The organism is Bordetella genomosp. 1 (genome assembly GCF_002261335.1).
Lineage (GTDB): Bacteria > Pseudomonadota > Gammaproteobacteria > Burkholderiales > Burkholderiaceae_B > Bordetella.
The window spans coordinates 128915-149414 of record NZ_NEVL01000001.1; the positions used below are offsets into that span (position 1 = coordinate 128915).

Consider the following 20500-nt stretch of genomic DNA (forward strand, 5'->3'; position numbering starts at 1 on the left):
CCTAGATCATAGCGTGAAATGGCTGGTTTCCCCTGCAACAAGGCCGCAAGGCGGCTCGGTTGGCAGGCCTTCCCGCTTGGGGTAGTGTATGAAATCTTCCCCGAACGGAGACCATAAGATGCTGATCACCTTTCACTCCAAAGCTGCGCCCGAAGTGTTGATGCGTTCCGAAGACGCCCTGCCCCTGCTCAAGGCGGCCGGCAAGCAGATCAGCGGCACCATCCCCGAGCGCGGCGTGTTCACGCCCGACCAGCTCAAAGTGGCCATTGCCGGCCTCGAAGCCGCCGTGCGTGCCGACGGCGGCAGCCACACCGCCGAAGACGAGGAAAACCCCGACAAGGAACCCGTTCATCCGGTCGACCGCCCCGTGGGCCTGTCGCAGCGCGCCTTCCCGCTCATCGACATGATGAAGCAGTCGCTCGAGGGCAACGCCGACCTGACCTGGGAACTGAGCCGCGGCTGGTGATCCGCCGGGCCCCGCCTGCGCCAATGTCGCAGGCCTGACAGTCGAGGGCGCCGGATTGCGGCATACTGCCGCGCCGGCGCCGCTTTCTTTGCCCGACCGCGCGGATGGCCATTCCCGTTGCCCGTCCGGATTCAGCGCTCGGTTTGCCCGGATTGCACGCCGCATCACGGCCACCCAGGAGACCTCCCCCATGCGCAGCGACGTCACCGTCATTTTCGATTCCCGTCACAAGCTCGATTTCACCGTCGAGGTGACGACCTCGCCGCAGGCCGCCGACGCCGCGCGCGACTGGTTCGACAGCGCCTGGGAAATGCTGGGCTGCGAGCCGTTGCGGCCCAGCGGCAAGGTGCTGCTGCTCGACAAGATCATGGGCGTGGCCGACGCGCTGGGCTACGACACCCTGTCGGGCGACGAGAAGGAAAGCCGCGAATTCGCGCAGCAGGCCGCCCTGGCCCTGGGCCGTCCGCGCATCACGATCGACCTGCCCGGCCTCACCGTGGGCTACTGAGGCCGGCGCCGGACGCAAAAAGGGTTGCCCGCGGGCAACCCTTTTTTTTGCGCGCGGCCGGGTTCAGCGGATGCCGGCGCGCATGAACGACTGCACGAACTGGCGCTGGAACAGCAGGAAGGCGATCAGCAGCGGCGCGGCCGACAGCAGCGTCGCCGCCGTGATCACCGACCAGTCGATGCCCTGGTCGGTGGACGAGAACACCTGCAGACCCACCGTGAGGGGGCGCGACTCCACCGAATTGGTGATGATGAGCGGCCACAGGAAGTTGTTCCAGTGGTGGCTCACCGACACCAGCCCGTAGGCGACGTAGATCGGCTTGGCCAGCGGCACGTACACCTTCATCAGGATCTGCCATTCGCTCGCGCCCTCGACGCGCGCCGCCTCCTCCAGCTCGCGCGGCACGGTCTTGAAGGTCTGGCGCAGCAGGAAGATGCCGAAGGCCGAGGCGAAGTACGGCAGCCCGACGGCGAACACCGTGTCGCGGATCCCCAGCAGGCTCATCGTGCGGTAGTTTTCCACCAGCAGCACGTCGGGCATGATCATCAGCTGCAGCAGCACCAGCATGAACACGAAGTCGCGGCCGCGGAACTCGAAGCGGGCGAAGGCGTAGCCGGCCAGCGTCGACAGCACGAGCTGGGCCGCCAGCACCATCGTCACCAGCAGGAAGGTGTTGAGGAAGTAGCGCGGAAACGGCGCGGACTGCCAGGCGCGCACGAAGTTCTCGAGCGTGAGCGGCGAGAACAGATCGAAGCGCGTGGCGTAGGCCGGCGGGTGGAACGCGGCCCACACCGCGTAGGCCAGCGGCAGGATCCAGAGCAGCCCCAGGACCCACGCGCCCAGGGTATCGAGCAGGTCGGTTTTGGTGTTCATTGGTAGTGCGTCCTGCGGTCCAGTACGCGGAACTTGACCAGCGCCGTCACGGCCAGCAGCACCAGCAGCACCACGGTCAGCGTCGCGGCATAGGCCGTGTCCCAGAAGCTGAAGCCCACCTGGTAGATGTAGTAGAGCAGCAGCGTGCTGGCGTTGTCGGGGCCGCCGCGGGTCATCACCACCACATGGTCGACCAGGCGGAAGGCGTTGATCAGCGCGTTGACCAGCACGAACAGCGTGGTCGGCATCAGGAGCGGCCACAGCACCCGGCGGAAATACTGCCAGCGCGACGCGCCCTCCAGCATCGCCGCTTCGCGCAGCGAGGGCGAGACGGTCTGCAGCGCGGCCAGGTAGAAGATCATGAAGAAGCCGGATTCCTTCCACACCGTCACCAGCATCAGCGCCGGCAGGGCCGTGTCGCGGCTGCCGAGCCAGTTGGGGCCGGGCATGCCGAAGGCCTGCATCACCTGCGCGATCAGGCCGTATTGCGGGGTGTAGAAGAAGAGCCAGATGTTGGCCACGGCCACCATCGGCAGCACCGTGGGCGTGAAGTAGGCCAGGCGCAAAAAGCCGCGGCCGGCCAGCTTGCGGTTGACCCACAGCGCCATGACCAGCGCGATGGCGATCGAGGTCGGGATGGTGCCGAGCGCGAACCACAGGTTGTTCCAGAGCGATTGCCAGAACACCGGGTCGTCGCGCATCACGGCGTAGTTCTCCAGCCCCACGAACACCGCCGGGCGCTTGCCCTTCGGTGTCGTGAAGAAGCTGTGCCACAGGGTGGCCAGCGCCGGATAGTGCGTGAAGGCGGCGAGCAGCACGACGGCTGGCAGCAGGAGCAGCCAGCCGTAGATCGCCTGACGGGTGCGATGCATCGTGCTGCCGCGCTTACTTGTACGAACGCAGGATGCGTTCGGACTCGCGCTGTGCGTCGGTCAGCGCCTGCTTGGCCGGCTTCGCGTCGGTCAGGATGGCCTGCAGCGCGTCGTTCAGCACCTTGGTCACGCGCTGGTTCTCGTGGGTCGAGAACTCGGCCACGCTCACGTCGAGCTGGTCGCGCGCCACGGCGGCGGCCGGCACTTCCTGCGCGTACTTCTTCATCTTGTCGGTTTCCCAGGCCGCCGGCGTCACCGCCACGTAGCCCGTGGCGATGCTCCAGTCGGCGGCGCGCTCGGGCGTGGTGGCCCATTGCGCGAACTTCAGCGCGGCCTGCTGCTGCTCGGGGGTGCCGCTCTTGAAGATATAGAAGTTGCCGCCGCCGGTCGGGCTGCCGCCGCGCTTCTGCTTGGGCATCATCGCCACGCCGAACGGGAAGTCGGCGTTCTTGCGGATGTTGGTCAGGTTGCCGGTGGTGGTCCAGATGATGGCGGCCTTCTTCTCGAGGAAGTCCTTGGGCGTGGTGCCCCAGTCGATCGTGCCCTTGGGCATCACGCCGTGCTTGGCCGACAGGTCGTGCCAGTATTGCGCGGCCTCGATCACCTCGGGCTTGTCGAGGTAGGTCTGGTTGCCGGCCTCGTTCATCAGGATGGCGTTGTTGGGCGTGGTGAGCGCCTGGAACAGCCAGTAGGCAAACGCGCCGCCCGACGGGATCTCGACGCCCCATTGGGTCACGTTGCCGGCGGCGTCTTTCCTGGTGAGCTTCTTGGCGGCCTCGACCAGCTCGGCCCACGTGCCCGGCGCGCGCTCGGGATCCAGGCCGGCCTGCTTGAACAGGTCCTTGTTGTAGTACATCACGATGGTCGAACGCTGGAACGGCACGCCCCAGACGTGACCGCCGGTGCGGCTGTTCTGCATGAAGGCGTCGTAGAAGCCGCCCAGCCATTTCTTGTCGGCGTCGCTCTTGGCCAGGCCGTCGATCGGCACGATCGCGTCTTCGTCGATCAGCGTGAACATGTCGGTCGACAGCAGCACGGCCAGCTGCGGCGGCGTGCCGCCCTTGAGCGCGGTCAGCGCCTTGGCGATCGAGTCCTGGTAGGAGCCGGCATAGATCGGCTTGATCCTGATGCCGGGGTTTTCCTTCTGGAAGTCGGCGACCATGTCGTCGACGATCTTGGTGATCGGGCCACCCACGGCGACGGGGTAGTAGAACTCGACCTCCACGGGCTTCTGCGCGAGCGCGGGCAGCGTGAAGAGCGCGCCGGCCACGCCGGCAACCAGGGTTTTGAGAACGGTGCGTCGCATGTGAGCGGTCCTAGTGAGGTGCGGTGTTGCGCAGGATGCCCGCCGGCTCAGGCCGGTTGGCGGATTGCCGCTTGATCCGCGGCGAAGAAATGCTGTCTGTCGGCGGGCCAGGCCAGGCCCACGCGCATGCCGGGCTCGGCGCGCAGGTGGCCGTTGACGCGCACCGCGATGCCGCCGGCCGAGCCGATGCGGCAGACCGCGATCGAGTCGGCGCCGAAGTACTCGACGCTCTCCACCTCGGCCGCGTGGCCGTCGGCGGAGATCGTGATGTGCTCCGGGCGCACGCCCAGCGTGGCGGCGTGGGCCGGCGCCTGGGCGATGGCGGCGCCGTGCGTGCCGGCGATCACGCGCTGGCCGTGCAGGTCGTCGAGCTTGATCAGATTCATCGGCGGCGTGCCGATGAAGCGCGCGGCGAATTCGGTAGCCGGTTGCGCGTACAACAGATCGGGGCTCGCGAGCTGCTCGATGCGGCCGCCGCGCAGCAGCACGACCTGGTCGGCCATGCTCATGGCCTCGGTCTGGTCGTGGGTGACGTACACCATGGTGATGCCGAGCTCGCGCTGGATCGCGCGGATCTCGCGGCGCATCTCGTGGCGCAGCTGCGCATCGAGGTTGGACAGCGGCTCATCCATCAGGCAGACCGGCGCATCGGAAATGATGGCGCGGCCGAGCGCCACGCGCTGCTGCTGGCCGCCCGACAGTTGCGAGGGCTTGCGATCCAGCAGCGCCGACAGGCCCAGCAGGCTGGCCACGCGGTTCAGGCGCCGGTCGTGGTCGCGCGCGGGCTCCTTGCGCACCTTCAGGCCGAACAGGATGTTCTCGCGCACCGACAGGTGCGGGAACAGCGCGTACGACTGGAACACCATCGAGATGCGGCGCTTGGACGGCGGCAGCGCGGTGACGTCCTGGTCGCCGATCAGGATGCGGCCGCCGGTGGGCGTGTCCAGGCCCGCGATCATGCGCAGCGTGGTGGACTTGCCGCAGCCGGACGGGCCGAGCAAGACGGTGAAGCTTCCCGCGGGCGCGGAGAAGCTCACGCCCTGTATGGCGGCGGCATCGCCATACTGCTTGGTCAGGTTGTCTAGGACGAGCGTGGACATGTGCTTTTCTTTTTCTGACGCGGATTTGCCATTCTGGCGGCAAATGAAATCCTTTTCATTCTGCGCTGCAAACATGACGCAGGCGTTGCAGGCCGAGACCTCACTCGTCGATAAGGCCGCCGCCTTCTTCGTGAAACGGATACGGACCAGGGTATTCCCCGATATAGGCGTGATGCGTGTTCAGCACGCCGTCGAGGTAGTGGTGCACGTGGAAGGCCGGCGGCTCCATGACGAAGGCCGACGGGCCGCCGGGCCGCAGGTCGAGCGCGACCTGGTGGGCCGGGCTCGGGCAGGTCGAGGCGATGGTGCCGCCGAAACGGCGGTAGATGGTGCGGTGCAAATGGCCGCACATGATGCGCTCGATGTTGTCGTGGCGCGAAACCAACGCTTCGAGCTCGGGCGCGCCCGCCAGCAGGCCGATCGCGTCCATGTGGTCGATGCCGGTGGCGAACGGCGGATGGTGCATCACGATCACGGTCGGACGGCCGGGCTGCTCGGCCAGGCGGTCGGCCAGCCAGCCGAGCCGTTGCGCGCACAACGACCCGTGGCTCTGCAGCGGCACCACGGTGTCGAGCACGATGATGCGCAGCGGCCGGTCTTCGATGGTGTATTGCAGGAACTCCCCGGCCTCGGCCAGGTAGGCGTGATCCGGGAAGGCATCGCGCAGGCCTTCGCGCGCGTCGTGATTGCCGGGCAGCAGGAAGTACGGCATGCGCAGGTGTTCGAGCATGGCGCGCAGATGGGCGTATTCCTGCGGCCGGCCGAAGTCGGTCAGGTCGCCGCTGATCATCACCAGGTCCGGCACCGGGTCGAGCGCGTTGAGCGCGACCACGGCGGGCGGCAGGTACTGATCGGTCTCGACCACGCGATAGGCCTTCTGGCCGGGCATGCGGATGTGCAGATCGGTGATTTGTGCGATGAACATGGTGGATGGCGTGCGCAGGGGAATGTTCAGTGGCCGGCCAGCGTCACGCTGACGTGCTGGCCGCGTTGGAAGGGGCTGTCGGGACTGGCGATGGCGCTCAGGCGCTGGCCGTCGGCCAGGCCGATCTCGTAGCGCACCGAGCCGCCCAGGAAGAAGCGCGCCAGCACCTCGGCGGGCGCGGCGCCGGCCTGCGGCTCGCCGAGCGCGACGTGGTGCGGACGAAAGCGCAGTTCGTCGCCGCCGGGCAAGAGCAGGCCGGCGCGCGTCGCGCCGCGCACCTTGCACAGCGTGCCGAGGAACTCGCCCACGAACTCGGTCTCGGGCTGGCGGTAGAGCGTCTCGGCGTCGCCGATCTGCTCCAGCCGGCCCGCCGACATCACCGCGATGCGGTCGCCCAGCATCATGGCCTCGTCCTGGTCGTGGGTGACGATGATGGTGGTGATGCCGAGCTGGCGCAGCATCTGTGACAGCTCCACCCGCAGGTGCTCGCGCAGCTTGGCGTCGAGCGCGGTGAGCGGCTCGTCGAGCAGCAGCACGCGCGGCTCGATGGCGAGGGCGCGCGCCAGCGCCACGCGCTGGCGCTGGCCGCCCGAGAGCTGGCTGACGCGGCGCGTCGCGAACGCGTCCATGCGCACCAGCTCCAGCATCTCGAGCGCGCGCCGGTTGCGCGTGGCGGCATCCTGGCCGCGCACGCGCAGGCCGTAGGCCACGTTGTCCTGCACGCTCATGTTGGGAAACAGCGCATAGCTCTGGAACACCACGCCCACGCCGCGCGCCTCCGGCGCGAGCGCGGTGACGTCCTCGTCGCCGTAGCGGATGGTGGCGCCGGCATCGGCCTGCTCCAGCCCGCAGATCAGGCGCAGCAGCGTGGTCTTGCCGCAGCCGGAGGGGCCGAGCAGCGCGAGGATCTCGCCGCCGGGGATGTGCAGGTCCAGCGGTTGCAGCGCGCGGGTGCCGTCGGGCCAGGTCTTGCCGCACTGGCTCAGGGTGATGGAAACGGGGGCTTTCATGTCAGTGTCCTTGGTTCTGGGCGGCCTGGCGCTGCTGCGCGCGGGCCCGGCGTTCACCGCGCGCGGCCAGCCATTGCAGGCCCACCAGCAGCGGCATCAGCATGAGCAGGAAGACCAGGGTGTAGGCCGACGCGACTTCGAGCCGCATCGAGGCATAGCTGTCGGCCAGGCCGACGGGCAGGGTCTTGGTGAGCGGCGTGTGCAGCAGCCAAGTGAGGTTGAATTCGCCGATCGACAGCGTCAGCACCGTGAGCGCGCCGGTAACGATGCCGGGCGTGGCATTGGGCACCACCACGGTGAGGAAGCGCCGCATCCGGCCCGCGCCCAGCGTGGCGGCGGCCTCGTCGAGCACCGCCAGGTCCGCGCCCGCCATGCTGGCGCGCGCGGCGCGCACCATGAAGGGCAGCGTGAACAGCACGTGGCCGATCACGATGAACCAGAGGCTGCCGCGCAGGCCCGAGACCGTGCCCCACGAGATGATCAGCGCGAGCGCCGAGGCCAGGCCCGGCACCGCCACGGGCAGCGTCAGCAGCTCTTCGAGCGCGCGCGCGGCGCGGCCGCGGTGCAGCGTGAGGACCCACGCCGCCGGCACGCCCACCAGCACACAGACGGCCAGGGTGAGCAAGGCGACGGCGAACGAGCGCCAGATGGTGTCGGCGTAGAGCTCCCAGACCTGCTCGATCCAGCGCAGCGTGAAGCCGCTGGACAGGCCGACGAAGTAGTTGCGGGTCAGGCCCGCCAGGATCGACAGCACGACCGGGCCGATGAGAAAGGCGGCCACGGCGAGCGTGGCGGCCAGGCCCAGGCGCATGTCGGTGCGTGAATGGAGTTGGGTCATGACGCGAGGCCTCAGGCGGCGGCGCCGGCACGCGTGCCCGCGACGCTGTGCGCCACGTAGAGCACGGCCCAGGTGACCAGGCCCAGCACGATCGACAGTGCGGCGGCCACCGGGATGTTGGCGTAGTTGGTGAATTCGTTGTAGATGGTGATCGGCAGCACGTCGATCTGCGTGGCCAGCGTGAACGCCGTGCCGAACGCGCCCATGCTGGTGGCGAAGCTCATCGCGCCCGCGCCCAGCAGCGCCGGCATCAACGCCGGCAGCTCGATGTCCGCGAAGCGGCGCCAGCCCGAGGCGCCCAGCGTGCGCGCGGCTTCCAGCAGGCTGGTGTCGATCTGCTCGGCGGCGGCCGAGATCATGCCGATCGTGCGCGGCAGCGAGAAATACAGGTAGCCGAGAAACAGCCCGCCCATGCCATAGGCGAACACCACGGGCTCGGCGCCCAGCCATTCGGAGATCGCGGCGGCCACGCCCTGGCGCCCGGCCAGCAGGATGATGAGGAAACCCACCACCACGCCGGGAAACGCGAGCGGGAACATCAGCAGCGCGACCAGCGCGCGGCGGCCCGGAAATTCACGATGCCAGGCCAGGAAGCGGCCCACCGGCAGCGCGACCAGCAGCGTGGCGAGCGTGGCGGCGAGCGACAGCGCCACCGTGTTGCCCAGGCTGCGCCAGTACTGCACGCTGGTGAGCACGGTGACGTAGGCCGAGTGGCCCTCGGCGGTGCGCGCCCCGGTCAGGGCGAGCGCCGCCATGGGCAGCAGCCAGAACGCGAGAAACAGCGCCGCGGCCGGCGCGGCGAACCAAAGCCATCCGCGGCGCGCCATCTCAGTTCACCTCTTTGCTGTAGCGCTCGGAGAAGCCGCGCTGCGCGGCGGCCATCTGAGCGTAGTCCACCGTGCCGGCACGGGCGTAGTCGGCCGCCGGCAGGAACTTCTTCTGCGCCTCGGCCGAGATCGTCTCGGCGCGGACCGGGCGCAGGAACGCGTTGGCCCAGATCGCCTGGCCGGCGTCGGACAGCGTGAAGTCCAGCACCTTGCGACCGTTGTCGGCGTGCGGGGCGTTCGCCACCAGGCTCATGGTGTAGGGCACGGCGATGGTGCCCTCCTGCGGGATCACGAAGGCCACGTTGGCCTCGTCCTTGTACTTCGCGCGATAGGCATTGAAGTCGTAGTCGATCAGGATCGGGATCTCGCCGGACAGCACGCGCGCATAGGCGGTCTGCTTGGGCACGATGGGCTTGTTGGCCTGCATCTTCTTGAACCAGCCGATGGCCGGATCGAAGTTGTCGAGCGTGCCGCCGAGCGCGCGGTTCATCGCCACGGCACCGACATAGCCCACGAAGGCCGAGGCCGGATCCAGATAGCCGACCATGCCGCGGTACTCGGGCTTGAGCAGGTCGTTCCACGATTGCGGCACCGGCTTGCCGCGCAGCGCGTCGACGTTGACCATGAAGCCCAGCGTGCCCGAATGGATGGCGAACCACTTGCCGTTGGGATCCTTCATGCCGTCGGGAATCTTGTCCCAGTTGGCGGGCTTGTAGGCCTGGATCAGGTTGTCCTTGTCGGCCTGGATGCCGAAGGTCACGCCGTAGTACACGACGTCGGCCACCGGGTTGGCGCGCTCGGCGGCCAGCGAGGCCAGGGCCTGGCCGGAGTTCTTGTTGTCGCCCGGCACGGTGATGCCGGTGGCCTGCTTGATGGCTTTGATCTGCGTGGCCCAGTCGGCCCATTCGGGCGGGCAGTTGTAGCAGATGGCGGATTGCGCCTGGGCGGCGCCGGCGCCCAGCGCGAGCACGGCCAAGGTGGCGCGCGTGAGGTTCTGGAGGAATCGTTTCATGCTTGCGGGATCCTGACGGAGGACGGTTTGGCGGGAGCGGCAGCAACCGTGCCGCCGGGGAAAACACGGTGCGCCAGGCGCACCGATTCGAGAGGGGTGTCGTGCTGCATGAAGTCCAGCAGCCGCGCGCAGGCCTGCGCGCCGATGTCGCGGCTCGGCTGCGCCACGGTGGTGAGCGGCGGCATCATCAGCGCGCCGATGGCCACGCCGTCAAAGCCGCACACCGAGATGTCCTGCGGCACGCGCACGCCGAGGCCGGCGAGCTGCGACAGCACCGAGCTGGCCAGCAGATCGTTGGAGCAGAACAGCGCGGTGGGCGCATCCTTGCGCGTGAGCGCCATGCGCAGCACCGTGAGGTCGGATTCGGTATGGGCCGGCATGGCGAGGTGGCCGATCGCCGGCAGGCCCAGCTTGCGCGCACAGGCCCGTGCGCCTTCGAGGCGGCGGCGGGCCCGGTCGGAGGCGGCCAGCGGGCCGGTGACCAGTGCGATGCGCTGGTGGCCGAGGTCGGCCAGCCGCTGCACCATCTCGCGCGCCGCGGCGCGATTGTCCACCGACACGAAGGGATGGTCGGCCGATTCGTTATAGGCCAGCACATGCGGCATGCCGGTGTGCTGCAGGAAGGCGAGCGTGGCGTTGTCGGCCGGATTGCCCACCGTGAGGATCAGTCCATCCACCTGGTGGTCGATCAGCTCGCGCACCACGCGTTCCTCGATTTCGGGCTGGTAGCCGGTGGTGGCCATCATCACGCTGTAGCCGGCCTCGCGCGCGAATTGCTCCGCGCCTTCGAAGCAGTCGGCGAACACCGGATTGGTGAGGGTGGGCAGCATCAGGCCGATGGTGCGGGTGCTGCCGTTGCGCAGCGACCGGCCCACGCGATTGGGCCGGAAGCCGCTGCGCTGGGCCACGGCCTCGATGCGCGCCAGGGTCTCGGGCCGCAGCAGCTCGGGCTGGTTGAACGCGCGCGACACCGTGGCGGGCGATACGCCCGCCTTGCGTGCAATCTCGATGATCGAGGGCCGGCTCGGCGCTTTGTGGCTCACGGCAATCCTTGGCTGCGAATCAGGGGCCGGGTTGGCTCCATGAAAACGATTTCATTCTAGGAGTGCTGCATGACAGCGATATGTCATGCGGCGAACTTAGAGCAAAGTGCGCGGCTTGCCCACCGCATCTTGTGACGCGCTGCGGTAGATGCAGCGCGGCATCCGATCCGGCCGCGTCAGCATGTCCGGGGCGTGTTTCAACGGCGTTTCATCGGTGAACCGGCGAGTCGGTTGCGTACGCAACTCATGCCTGCGGCGCAGCAACGGCGTCTGCGGCAGCCAGCAAACACGGGGTTTTCCCGCAACCTGCCTTCCGGTTCTTTGCATATCCCCCGCGCTTGCTTCTACACTGGCCTGGATACGTCCGCGTTCCGGGCCGCAACATCGCCCGGCAATACACATACGCCAAGATAGACGTACAGCCGTTGAACTGGGGAACATTGGGGATGGCGATAGCCTTGAATCAACTCGGCGCGCTCGAAGCGGCGCGCCGGCTCAATCGCCGCGAACTCACCGCGGTGCAGATGGTGCGGGCCTGCCTGGCGCGCATCGAACAGCGCGAGCCGCAGGTGCAGGCCTGGGCCACGCTCGATCCCGCCCATGCCCTGGCGCAGGCGCAGGCGCTCGACAACGGCCCCGTGCGCGGCGTGTTGCACGGCTTGCCGCTGGGCATCAAAGACATGTTCGACACGCATGATCTGCCCACGCGCTATGGCTCCGGTGTCTACCAGGATCATCAGCCCGCGGCCGACGCGGCCGTCGTCGCGCTGTGCCGCGAGGCCGGCGGCGTGGTGCTGGGCAAGACCGTGACCACCGAATTCGCCGGCTACCAGCCCGGCCCCACGCGCAATCCGCGCAACGTCGCCTACACGCCCGGGGGCTCGTCGAGCGGCTCGGCCGCCGCGGTGGCCGACGAGATGTGCCCCCTCGCGCTGGGCACCCAGACCGCCGGTTCCATCATCCGCCCGGCCGCGTATTGCGGCGTGGTCGGCTTCAAGCCCACGGCCGGCCGCATCGCGCGCGCCGGCCTCAAGTCCACCGCCGAATCGCTCGACACGATCGGCGGCTTCGCCCGCAGCATCGACGACATCGGCCTGTTCGCCTCGGTCCTGATGCGCGACGCGCGCCTGCGCCAGCTCGATTACGATGCGCGCCCACGCGTCGGCATGCTGCGCACCTTTCAGTGGCGCCTAGCGCAGACCGAAAGCCGCGACGCCTTCGAGCAGGCCGCGCTGGTGCTGGCGCGCGCCGGCGCCGACGTGCGCGAAGCGGCCCTGCCCACCGAAGACTGCGCGCTGGTCCAGCTGCACTCCGACGTGATGGCCTACGAGGCCGCCAGCGCACTGAGCTTCGAGCGCACCACGCGGCGCAACCAGCTCAGCACACGGCTCGTCGCGATGCTGGACGCGGGCGCGGAGATCGAGACCGTGGCGCACGAAGAGCGGCTGGCGCGCGCGGCCAGCGCCCGCCAGCGGGCGCTGCGCTGGTTCGACGAATTCGACGTGCTGCTGGTGCCCAGCACCACCGGCGAGGCGCCCTTCTTCGACCAGGGCACGGGCGACCCCCTGTTCTGCCGCGTCTGGACGCTGCTCGGCTTTCCGACGCTGCATCTGCCGTTCGCGACCGGCCCCCAGGGCCTGCCGGTGGGCCTGCAGGCGGTGGGCGCGCCGGGCCACGACCAGCGGCTGCTGGCGGTGGGCCGCTGGATGCACCGGGTGCTGCTCGAGGGCTGAGGCCGGCATCCGCCACAAAAACGAAACCCGGCGATAGCCGGGTTTTTTTCGGGTGCCGCGCCGGTCAGCCTCGTGGGCCCGGGCTTGCCGCGGCCGCGCGCACGGTACGTGCGGCGCGGCCTTCTTGCGTGATGATCAGGCTGCCTCGGCTTCGGCCACCGGCACCTCGCCGTGCTCGGCGATGTGCCGGTTGACCGCGCTCAGCACGGCGCGGAACGAGGCCGTGACGATGTCGCGGTCGATGCCCACGCCGAAGCCGGTGGGCGCATCGCCCACGCGCATTTCGACGTAGCTGGCGGCGCGCGTGTCGGTGCCGGTGCCGATGGCGTGCTCGTGGTAGTCCATGATGCGCACCGGCACGCCGATGGAGGCCACGAAGGCCGAGATCGCGCCGTCGCCGGAGCCGGTCACGGTGCGGCGTTCGCCGTTGTATTCGAGCTCGGCCTGGATGCTGAACTGCTTGCCTTCACCGGCGCTGGGATCGCCGTCGATGCGATGGCGGATCAGCTTCCACGGGGTGCTCTGGTCGAGGTATTCGCTCTGGAAGATCGAATGCACGTCGGCGGCGTTGACTTCGCGGCCGGTCTCGTCGGTCACGCGCTGGATGGCGCGGCTGAATTCGATCTGCAGGCGGCGCGGCAACACCAGGCCGTGTTCCTGTTCGAGCAGGTACGACACGCCGCCCTTGCCCGACTGGCTGTTGACGCGGATCACGGCATCGTAGCTGCGGCCGAGGTCGGCCGGGTCGATCGGGAGGTACGGCACTTCCCATACGGCATCGGCCTGTTGCAGCGCGAAGCCCTTCTTGATGGCGTCCTGGTGCGAGCCCGAGAACGCGGTGAAGACGAGGTCGCCGGCATAGGGATGGCGCGGGTGTACCGGCAACTGGTTGCAGTACTCGGCACAGCGGCGCACTTCGTCGATGTCGGAGAAGTCCAGGCCCGGATGGATGCCCTGGGTGTAGAGATTGAGCGCGAGCGTGACGAGGTCGACGTTGCCGGTGCGCTCGCCGCTGCCGAACAGGCAGCCTTCGATGCGGTCGGCGCCGGCCATCACGGCGAATTCGGCGGCCGCGACGGCGGTTCCGCGATCGTTGTGCGGGTGCACGCTCAGGATGATGCTGTCACGACGCTCGAGGTTGTTGTGCATCCACTCGATCTGGTCGGCGTACATGTTGGGCGTGGTCGCCTCGATGGTGGCCGGCAGGTTGAGCGTGAGCTTGCGGGCCGGCGTGGCGTCCCACTCGCGCGCCACGGCGTTGGCGACGTCGAGCGCGAATTCCGGCTCGGTGGTCGAGAACACTTCGGGCGAGTATTCGTAGCTCCATTGCACCTCGGGGTGACGCGCCATGTGCTTCTTGACCAGCTGCGTGCCGGTCACGGCGATGTTCTTGATCTCGTCCTTCGACATGTTGAACACCACCTTGCGGAAGGCGGGGGCAACGGCGTTGTAGAGGTGGATCATGGCCTGCCTGGCGCCCGCGGCGGCGTCGGCGGTGCGCGAGATCAGGTCTTCGCGCGCCTGCGTCAGCACGATGATCTTGACGTCGTCGGGGATGCGCTTTTCTTCGATGAGCTTGCGCACGAAATCGAAGTCGGTCTGCGACGCCGAGGGAAAGCCGACCTCGATTTCCTTGAAGCCGATCTTCACGAGCTGCTCGAAGAAGCGGAGCTTGCGCTCGACGCTCATCGGCTCGATCAGGGCCTGGTTGCCGTCACGCAGGTCGGTGCTCATCCAGATCGGCGGCTGCTCGATGCGGCGGCTGGGCCAGGTGCGCTCGGAGAAATCACGGGCGAACGGCTTGAACGGTACGTATTTGGTGGCGGGGTTGGCGAGCATCATCAGTACACCTCGGTCGGTATCTTGTGAATCCCGGGAACGTTCCCTTGCGCGGCGACCAGGATGGCGGTCGGACGTGCGGTGGCCAGGGTGCAGGCCGGATTCAGTTTTAACGCGGTTTGTGGGGTCGGCGCGGGTGGGCCGGGGGAGTGCGTGGCAAACACCTAGACGAACGCAAATTGACGAACGTCTGGCTGCCGAGCTACCACTGGGGCTCTAGGCCCGGCAACCGATCGGTAGGCGTAGCGATAGCGATAGGGCGCGCGCGGCGGCGGGGGCCGGCAGGGCCGAGAAGGACGAACGCAGGCCACCTGCCGAAGCGCGGAAGGCTTCGGGGGTTTGCGCGAAAGTGCGCGAGGGGCGGGTGCGTTGAGCGGCCATAGACGCTAGTCAAACACATTTTTCCGCGCCGCGCAATTCTGCCGGGCGCGCCGGGCGGGTGCCGTGCCCCGGAAAATCGGCGACGTACCGTGCCGATCGCGGCGGATTCGGCGGCGATGGCGGCGCTTTTAGCGCCGGGTCAGCGCTGGCAGGGACACGGCCCGATCCCGGCGGGCCGGGTAGCAGGCGAAAAAAAGCCGGCGTGCGCCGGCCTTTCGCGGGTGCCGCGGGGCGAGCGGCTCAGCGATCGGGCCCCAGGTGCGGCTCGACGTAGCGGCCCGACGGGCGCACCCGATCGGCGTCGCGCGCGCGGCGCGGGGCGTCGTCGTCGTGCACCGGCGTGTCGAGGATCGCGGACTGCTCGGCCACGGCGGCGAGCTTGCCCACCCGGTTGTGACGCAGTTCGCGATGGGCGCGTTGCAGATCCCCAACGGTGAAGGGCTCGTCACGCTCGCCCCACGACCAGCGCAGCACCGCCACCGATTCCTCGGCCAGTTGCGGGCGCAGCTGCGCCAGCACGGCGGGCGGCAGCATGCGGGCACGGGTCGAGGCCATGTCGGCGTAGAGCCACGAGCGCAGCGCGAAGAACACGATCAGCGTCCACACCGCGACCACGCCCCACCAGAAGGCCGGGTTGTAGCGGGTGATGAGCGAGACGGTCTGCTCGCCCAGCGAGTGCAGGCCTTCGAAGGTCAGGGACCGCCCGAAAGCCAGCAGCCACGAGGCTGCGAGCAGCCAGATGACCACGGCGATGGCGATCACGATCGCCCGGACGGTGAGGCGGGGGGCCGCAAGTTTCAGCAAGGTTTGGCCGATGAGACGGCTGTCCTGGCGAATGCGTTCGGGCGAAGTGGGATTCATCATGCAAAATATTGTACCTATGACTCGTCCCGCATTAGAACTGCGTCCGGGCCAGCATTTGACGCTGACCCCCCAACTGCAGCAGTCCATCCGGCTGCTGCAGCTGTCGTCGCTCGAGCTCGAGGCGGAGATTTCTCAGGCTTTGGCTGAAAATCCGTTGCTGGAACGCGACGAAGATACGGCTGCGCAGGCCGAAACCGCCGATCCGCAACGCGAGGCCAGCGTCGAAAACGACGATGCGCCCGACACCGAGCTGCGCGTCGACGAGATGCCGGGCTCGGGCGGCGTCTACCCTGACGACGACAGCGAGATGCCGCAGCAGGCGCGCGACGACACCCTGCGCGAACACCTGCTGGCCCAGCTCGCCCTCACGCGCGCCGAGCCGCGCGACACCGCGCTGGTGTCGCTGCTGATCGATGCGCTCGACGACAACGGCTATCTCGATGCGCCGCTCGACGAGATCCTGGGCTGGCTGCCGCCCGAACTCGAGGTCGACGAAGACGAACTGCGTGCCGCCCTCACCCTGCTGCAATCCTTCGACCCGCCGGGCATCGGCGCGCGCGACATGGCGGATTGCCTGCAATTGCAGCTGCGCCACCCCGATATCGTGCGCATGCCGGAGGCCGCCAATCCGGCCGTGCTGGCCTGTGCCCGCGCCATCTGCGCGCACCACCTCGCCCTGCTGGCCGCCGGCAACCCGGCACGGCTGCGCGAGGCGCTGCAGATCGACGATGCCACGCTGCGCGCGGCGCACGCGCTGATCCTGCGGCTCGAGCCGCGGCCGGGCCGCGCCTGGACCGTGCCGGCGGCCGAATACGCCATTCCGGATGTGATCGTGCGGCGCGGCCGCAACGGCTGGCAGGTGGTGCTCAACAGTGCGGTCATGCCGCGGCTGCAGATCAACAGCATGTACGCGCAGATGCTCGGCAATCAGCGCGAGGCCAGCCATGCCGGCCTGCAGGCCCAGCTGCAGCAGGCGCGCTGGATGATCCGCAATGTCGAGCAGCGCTTCGACACCATCCTGCGCGTCTCGCAGGCCATCGTCGTGCACCAGGAGGCCTTCTTCAGCCAGGGTCCGGCCGCGATGCGTCCGCTGATCCTGAAAGACATCGCCAGCGAACTGGGGCTGCACGAATCCACGATTTCGCGCGCCACCACGCAGAAGTTCATGCTCACGCCGTTCGGCACCCTCGAACTCAAGCGCTTCTTCGGCAGCGGGCTGGCCACCGAGAGCGGCGATTCGGCCTCGGCCACGGCGGTGCAGGCCCACATCCGCCAGATGGTGGCGGAAGAGAATCGCGCCAAGCCGCTGTCCGACAGCCAGATCATGCAGCGCCTGGCCGACCAGGGCATCGTGATCGCGCGCCGCACGGTGGCCAAGTATCGCGAGGCGCTGCGCATCGCCCCGGCGGCCGTGCGCAAGGCCCAGGCGTCGGCCCGCTGAGGGCGCGCGCCGCCGCGTCCGGGCGGTGGGCAGGCGGCCACCGCCGCGAAATCGCCGCCGAATCCGACCAAATGGGGGCATAGCGGGCACGAGATGAGGGACGCATCCCTCCGGCTTTCCGCGCACTTTCGTCCCTGTTTTCAAGGACATAGCGCCGAAACCCGTTGCAATTATTTCGTCGCAAAGGGCTTGCGTCCGTGCCGTTTATTTTCGATAATCATTCGCATGTACGTTTGTATCTGCAACGCGGTTACCGAACGCCAGATCCGCGCATGCGTGGATTCCGGAGCCGCTACCCTGGGCGATCTGCAATTCGAGCTGGGCGTCGCATCCTGCTGCGGGTGCTGTGCCGCCACGGCCACGGAATACCTGCCGGGTGGCCGCGCGTCCAGCGTGTGCGACGTGCGCTCGCTCGCGGTGCCGGTCAACACGCCGTCCGCCTTGGTCGATGCGGAGCCGCTCGCCGCCGAGCCGGCCGCCAATTCGCCGCTGCGTCCGTTCCCGGTTCCGCTCGTCGCCGCCGCCTGAGCCCCCTGGCCCCTGTCGCTGCGCATCCATCGATGCGCCGCGGGCGCCGCCGTCTCCCCGCCGTCTTCCCCGAATCCTTTGAATTCCGCGCCCCATTTCGATGGCATGGGCGCAGGCGCGGCCGTGCGCGCTGCGCTCAGGCAACCTGCCGCAGGGGCGTCCAGCCCAGGTCGTCCTCGCAGAACTGGCGGATGCGTTGCGCCAGCGCCAGGGCGGCCGGACCGGCCTCGCGGCCGGTGCATAGCGCCAGTTCACTGGGGGCCGGCGCGGGCAGCCGCTCGTCGCGGCGCAGGCCCGCGGTCTGGCAGCGCACCTCCAGCAGGGCCACGCCCATCCCGCCCTCCAGCGCCGCCTGGATGCCGTGCAGGTTGGGGCTCTCGTAGCAGATGCGCCAGCGCAGGCCGGCCGATTCGAGCGCGTGAATCGCGCGATTGCGATACAGGCAGCCCTGCGGAAACACCACCAGCGGCACCGGATCGGCCAGCGCGGCGTGTGCGCCATGCTCGCCGTGCATCCAGTGCAGGCGTTCGGGCCACGCCGCCACGCACGGCCCGCCCTGCGGGTCGCGCTTGACCAGCGCCACGTCGAGGTCGCCGCGATCCAGCGCGCGCGCCAGCGCCACGCTGAGGTCGCAGCGCACGCTCAGGCGCGCCTCGGGATGCGCGCGGGCAAACGCCGCCACCTGGCTGGTGAGGGCGGCGACCGCGAAGTCGTCGGGCACGCCCAGGCGCACGACTTCGGCGCGCTGCTGGCCGCTGACCGCCACCCGGATCTCGGTGGATAGCGCCAGCATCCGGCGCGCGTAGCCCAGCAGGCGTTCCCCGTCTTCGGTGAGGCGCACCTGGCGGCCGTCGCGCACGAACAGGGCGCAGCCGAGGTTTTGCTCGAGCTTGCGGATCTGTTGGCTGACGGTGGACTGGGTGCGGTGCACGCGTTCGCCGGCGCGGGTGAAGCCGCCCGCGTCGACGACCGAAACAAAGCTGTGCAGAAGGTCGAGATCCATGCGCGATCATCCATCGATTTTTCAAATACTTTTGATCGGAATAAAGCGTTTGTCAATGGATCGGGGGCGGCACAGAATGGCCCTTCCTTCACGTCCTGCGGGCGTGGCCGCGCTCCGGCGGCCATGGCGCCGGCGTGCTTCTGCCGACCCCGCTCATGAAAACGCCCGCGCTGTCTTCCGCTCCCGCCCCGTCCGTGTCCGCCGCGCCCCAGGCCGCGACGGCGTGGGGCCTGATCGCGCTGTTCTGCGTGCTGTGGAGCTCGGCCTTTGCCGCGGCCAAGATCGCGCTGCGCGACTGCCCGCCCCTGACGCTGCTGAGCATCCGCTTCGCGATCGCCGGGGTGCTGATGCTGGGCGTGGCGATGCTGGCGGGACGCTGGCGCATGCCGCGCTGGCGCGACCTCGCAGTGCTGGCCGGCCTGGGCGCGCTCAACAACGGCATCTATCTCGGGCTGAGCTGGAGCGGCATGGCGACGGTGTCGTCGGCCTTCGCCGCCGTGCTCATCAGCACCAACCCCTTGCTGATCGGCATCCTGGCCGGCCCGATGCTGGGCGAGCGGCTCACGCTGCGCAAGCTGGCGGGACTGTGCCTGGGCCTGCTGGGCGTGATCATCGTGCTGCGGTCCCGGCTGCAGGGCGGCCACGAAGACCTGCACGGCACGCTGATGGTGTGCGGTGGCCTGCTGGCGCTGGTGCTGGGTACGCTCTGCTACAAGCGCGCGCGGCCGAGTGTGGATCTCTGGACCGCGACCGGCGTGCAATCGATCGCGGGCTGTCTGGTGGTGCTGCCGTTTGCGCTGGCCACCGAATCGATCGCCGACGCGCGCCTCACGACCTCACTCGTGCTGAGCATGGCCTACACCATCGTCGCGGTGTCGATGGGCAGCTACTACCTGTGGTTCCGCATCCTGGGTCGCAGCAGCGCGACCTCGGCCAGCGCCTTGCACTTCCTGATGCCGCCGCTGGGGCTGCTGTTCGGCTGGCTGGTGTTGCGCGAACCGGTGAGCTGGATCGACCTGATCGGGATCGTGCCGATCGCGCTCGGCATCTGGCTCGCCACGCGCAGCCGCACCTGAGCGCCGATCGTCCGACTGTGGGCCCGCGCCAACGAAAAAAGTTTGCGCGCAATTGCAGCGGATTCTGGCTGCGCGCGAGGCGGCGTCGGGCATGAGGCGCGCGGATTTCTGCGCGCCAATCGGCGTGGCGGCGCGCGTGAGGCCCGCATGATTGCGTGCGCAATCAATCATTGCATCACGCATGCAAACTCATTCTCATTATCCTGTCGCTTTCCGATAGCGGTCGCAAAGCGGTTTACCAAATGCGCGCAAACGCTGGCATTTGGCCCTTTGGCGGTGGTAGTCTGCCGGGGTTGCGCATGCCGCAAGCCGCATGCGTAGTTCTCACGCGTGGCTCGAGCACGCGCCAGACCGCATAAGGAGTGCATCATGAAAGGCGACAAAATCGTCATCCAGTTCCTGAACAAGCAACTGACCAACGAACTGACGGCCATCAACCAATATTTCCTGCATGCACGCATGCTGAATCACTGGGGCCTGAAGAAGCTGGGCAAGAAGGAATACGAAGAATCGATCGGCGAGATGAAGCATGCCGACCGTCTGATCGAACGCATCTTCATGCTCGACGGCCTGCCCAATCTTCAAGACCTGCACAAGCTGCTGATCGGCGAAGACGTGCCGGAGCTGCTGTCCTGTGACCTGAAGCTGGAGCAGACCGCCCAGCAGACCGTGAAGGACGGCATCGCCCACTGCGAGTCGGTGCGTGACTACGTGTCGCGCGACCTGCTGCAAGACATCCTCGACGACACCGAAGAACACATCGACTACCTCGAGACCCAGATCGGCCTGATCGATCAGGTAGGCCTGCAGAACTACCTGCAGAGCCAGATGGAAGTCGAGGAATAATTCGACGCG

At 68.3% G+C, this 20500-nt stretch carries 20 protein-coding genes; 7 read left to right on the forward strand and 13 right to left on the reverse strand.

Annotation, left to right across the window (positions count from 1 at the left end):
* Positions 1–118: 118 nt before the first annotated feature.
* Both CEG14_RS00560 and CEG14_RS00565 read left to right on the forward strand, forming a co-directional pair.
* Positions 119–466, forward strand: a complete 348-nt coding sequence (locus CEG14_RS00560; RefSeq protein ID WP_094824413.1) for a DUF1840 domain-containing protein — start codon at positions 119–121, stop codon at positions 464–466.
* A gap of 190 nt (positions 467–656) precedes the next feature.
* Complete coding sequence (locus CEG14_RS00565) at positions 657–974, forward strand: hypothetical protein (protein WP_094824414.1); 318 nt, start codon at positions 657–659, stop codon at positions 972–974.
* Positions 975–1037: 63 nt separating this feature from the next.
* Here CEG14_RS00565 and CEG14_RS00570 read toward each other — a convergent pair whose 3' ends face one another.
* The 10 genes from CEG14_RS00570 to CEG14_RS00615 form a co-directional block, all read right to left on the reverse strand.
* Positions 1038–1847, reverse strand: coding sequence for a carbohydrate ABC transporter permease (locus tag CEG14_RS00570; RefSeq protein ID WP_094824415.1), 810 nt, complete (start codon positions 1845–1847; stop codon positions 1038–1040).
* Positions 1844–2719, reverse strand: a complete 876-nt coding sequence (locus CEG14_RS00575; protein WP_094824416.1) for a carbohydrate ABC transporter permease — start codon at positions 2717–2719, stop codon at positions 1844–1846. The genes CEG14_RS00570 and CEG14_RS00575 overlap by 4 nt, the downstream gene beginning before the upstream one ends.
* A gap of 13 nt (positions 2720–2732) precedes the next feature.
* Positions 2733–4025, reverse strand: a complete 1293-nt coding sequence (locus CEG14_RS00580; RefSeq protein ID WP_094824417.1) for an ABC transporter substrate-binding protein — start codon at positions 4023–4025, stop codon at positions 2733–2735.
* Between the two features lie 47 nt (positions 4026–4072).
* Positions 4073–5125: an ABC transporter ATP-binding protein gene (locus CEG14_RS00585; RefSeq protein ID WP_094825233.1), complete on the reverse strand. Its 1053-nt coding sequence runs from the start codon at positions 5123–5125 to the stop codon at positions 4073–4075.
* 100 nt (positions 5126–5225) lie between these two features.
* Positions 5226–6050 carry a phosphodiesterase gene (locus CEG14_RS00590; protein WP_094824418.1) on the reverse strand — a complete coding sequence of 275 codons (825 nt, stop codon included), beginning with the start codon at positions 6048–6050 and terminating at the stop codon, positions 5226–5228.
* A gap of 26 nt (positions 6051–6076) precedes the next feature.
* Positions 6077–7060 carry an ABC transporter ATP-binding protein gene (locus CEG14_RS00595; protein WP_094824419.1) on the reverse strand — a complete coding sequence of 328 codons (984 nt, stop codon included), beginning with the start codon at positions 7058–7060 and terminating at the stop codon, positions 6077–6079.
* 1 nt (position 7061) lies between these two features.
* Entirely contained in the window at positions 7062–7898 is an 837-nt protein-coding gene (locus CEG14_RS00600) for an ABC transporter permease (RefSeq protein ID WP_094824420.1), read from the reverse strand.
* 11 nt (positions 7899–7909) lie between these two features.
* Positions 7910–8725 (reverse strand): ABC transporter permease, encoded by an 816-nt coding sequence (locus CEG14_RS00605; protein ID WP_094824421.1) that lies wholly within the window; start codon positions 8723–8725, stop codon positions 7910–7912.
* Position 8726: 1 nt separating this feature from the next.
* On the reverse strand, positions 8727–9737 hold the full coding sequence (locus CEG14_RS00610; RefSeq protein ID WP_094824422.1) for an ABC transporter substrate-binding protein: 1011 nt from the start codon (positions 9735–9737) through the stop codon (positions 8727–8729).
* Entirely contained in the window at positions 9734–10780 is a 1047-nt protein-coding gene (locus tag CEG14_RS00615) for a LacI family DNA-binding transcriptional regulator (protein ID WP_094824423.1), read from the reverse strand. The genes CEG14_RS00610 and CEG14_RS00615 overlap by 4 nt, the downstream gene beginning before the upstream one ends.
* Before the next feature lie 446 nt (positions 10781–11226).
* Between CEG14_RS00615 and CEG14_RS00620 the strand changes: the two genes are divergently transcribed.
* A complete protein-coding gene (locus CEG14_RS00620; protein WP_094824424.1) occupies positions 11227–12513 on the forward strand; it encodes an amidase in 1287 nt (428 codons plus the stop codon).
* 135 nt (positions 12514–12648) lie between these two features.
* Here CEG14_RS00620 and leuA read toward each other — a convergent pair whose 3' ends face one another.
* Positions 12649–14355, reverse strand: a complete 1707-nt coding sequence (gene leuA, locus CEG14_RS00625; RefSeq protein WP_094824425.1) for a 2-isopropylmalate synthase — start codon at positions 14353–14355, stop codon at positions 12649–12651.
* Positions 14356–14973: 618 nt separating this feature from the next.
* On the reverse strand, positions 14974–15597 hold the full coding sequence (locus CEG14_RS00630; RefSeq protein ID WP_094824426.1) for a hypothetical protein: 624 nt from the start codon (positions 15595–15597) through the stop codon (positions 14974–14976).
* 16 nt (positions 15598–15613) lie between these two features.
* Between CEG14_RS00630 and rpoN the strand changes: the two genes are divergently transcribed.
* Together rpoN and CEG14_RS00640 are read left to right on the forward strand one after the other, a co-directional pair.
* Positions 15614–17038, forward strand: a complete 1425-nt coding sequence (gene rpoN, locus CEG14_RS00635) for an RNA polymerase factor sigma-54 (protein ID WP_441299861.1) — start codon at positions 15614–15616, stop codon at positions 17036–17038.
* Positions 17039–17263: 225 nt separating this feature from the next.
* Positions 17264–17566, forward strand: a complete 303-nt coding sequence (locus tag CEG14_RS00640; RefSeq protein ID WP_094824428.1) for a (2Fe-2S)-binding protein — start codon at positions 17264–17266, stop codon at positions 17564–17566.
* A gap of 136 nt (positions 17567–17702) precedes the next feature.
* Here the strand turns inward: CEG14_RS00640 and CEG14_RS00645 are convergent, their stop codons facing one another.
* Positions 17703–18569 carry a LysR family transcriptional regulator gene (locus CEG14_RS00645; protein ID WP_094824429.1) on the reverse strand — a complete coding sequence of 289 codons (867 nt, stop codon included), beginning with the start codon at positions 18567–18569 and terminating at the stop codon, positions 17703–17705.
* A 155-nt stretch (positions 18570–18724) separates the two neighbouring features.
* On the opposite strand from CEG14_RS00645, the gene CEG14_RS00650 reads away from it, so the two are divergent.
* Both CEG14_RS00650 and bfr read left to right on the forward strand, forming a co-directional pair.
* Entirely contained in the window at positions 18725–19645 is a 921-nt protein-coding gene (locus CEG14_RS00650; RefSeq protein ID WP_094824430.1) for a DMT family transporter, read from the forward strand.
* 369 nt (positions 19646–20014) lie between these two features.
* Entirely contained in the window at positions 20015–20491 is a 477-nt protein-coding gene (gene bfr / locus CEG14_RS00655; protein WP_094824431.1) for a bacterioferritin, read from the forward strand.
* Positions 20492–20500 lie beyond the last annotated feature (9 nt).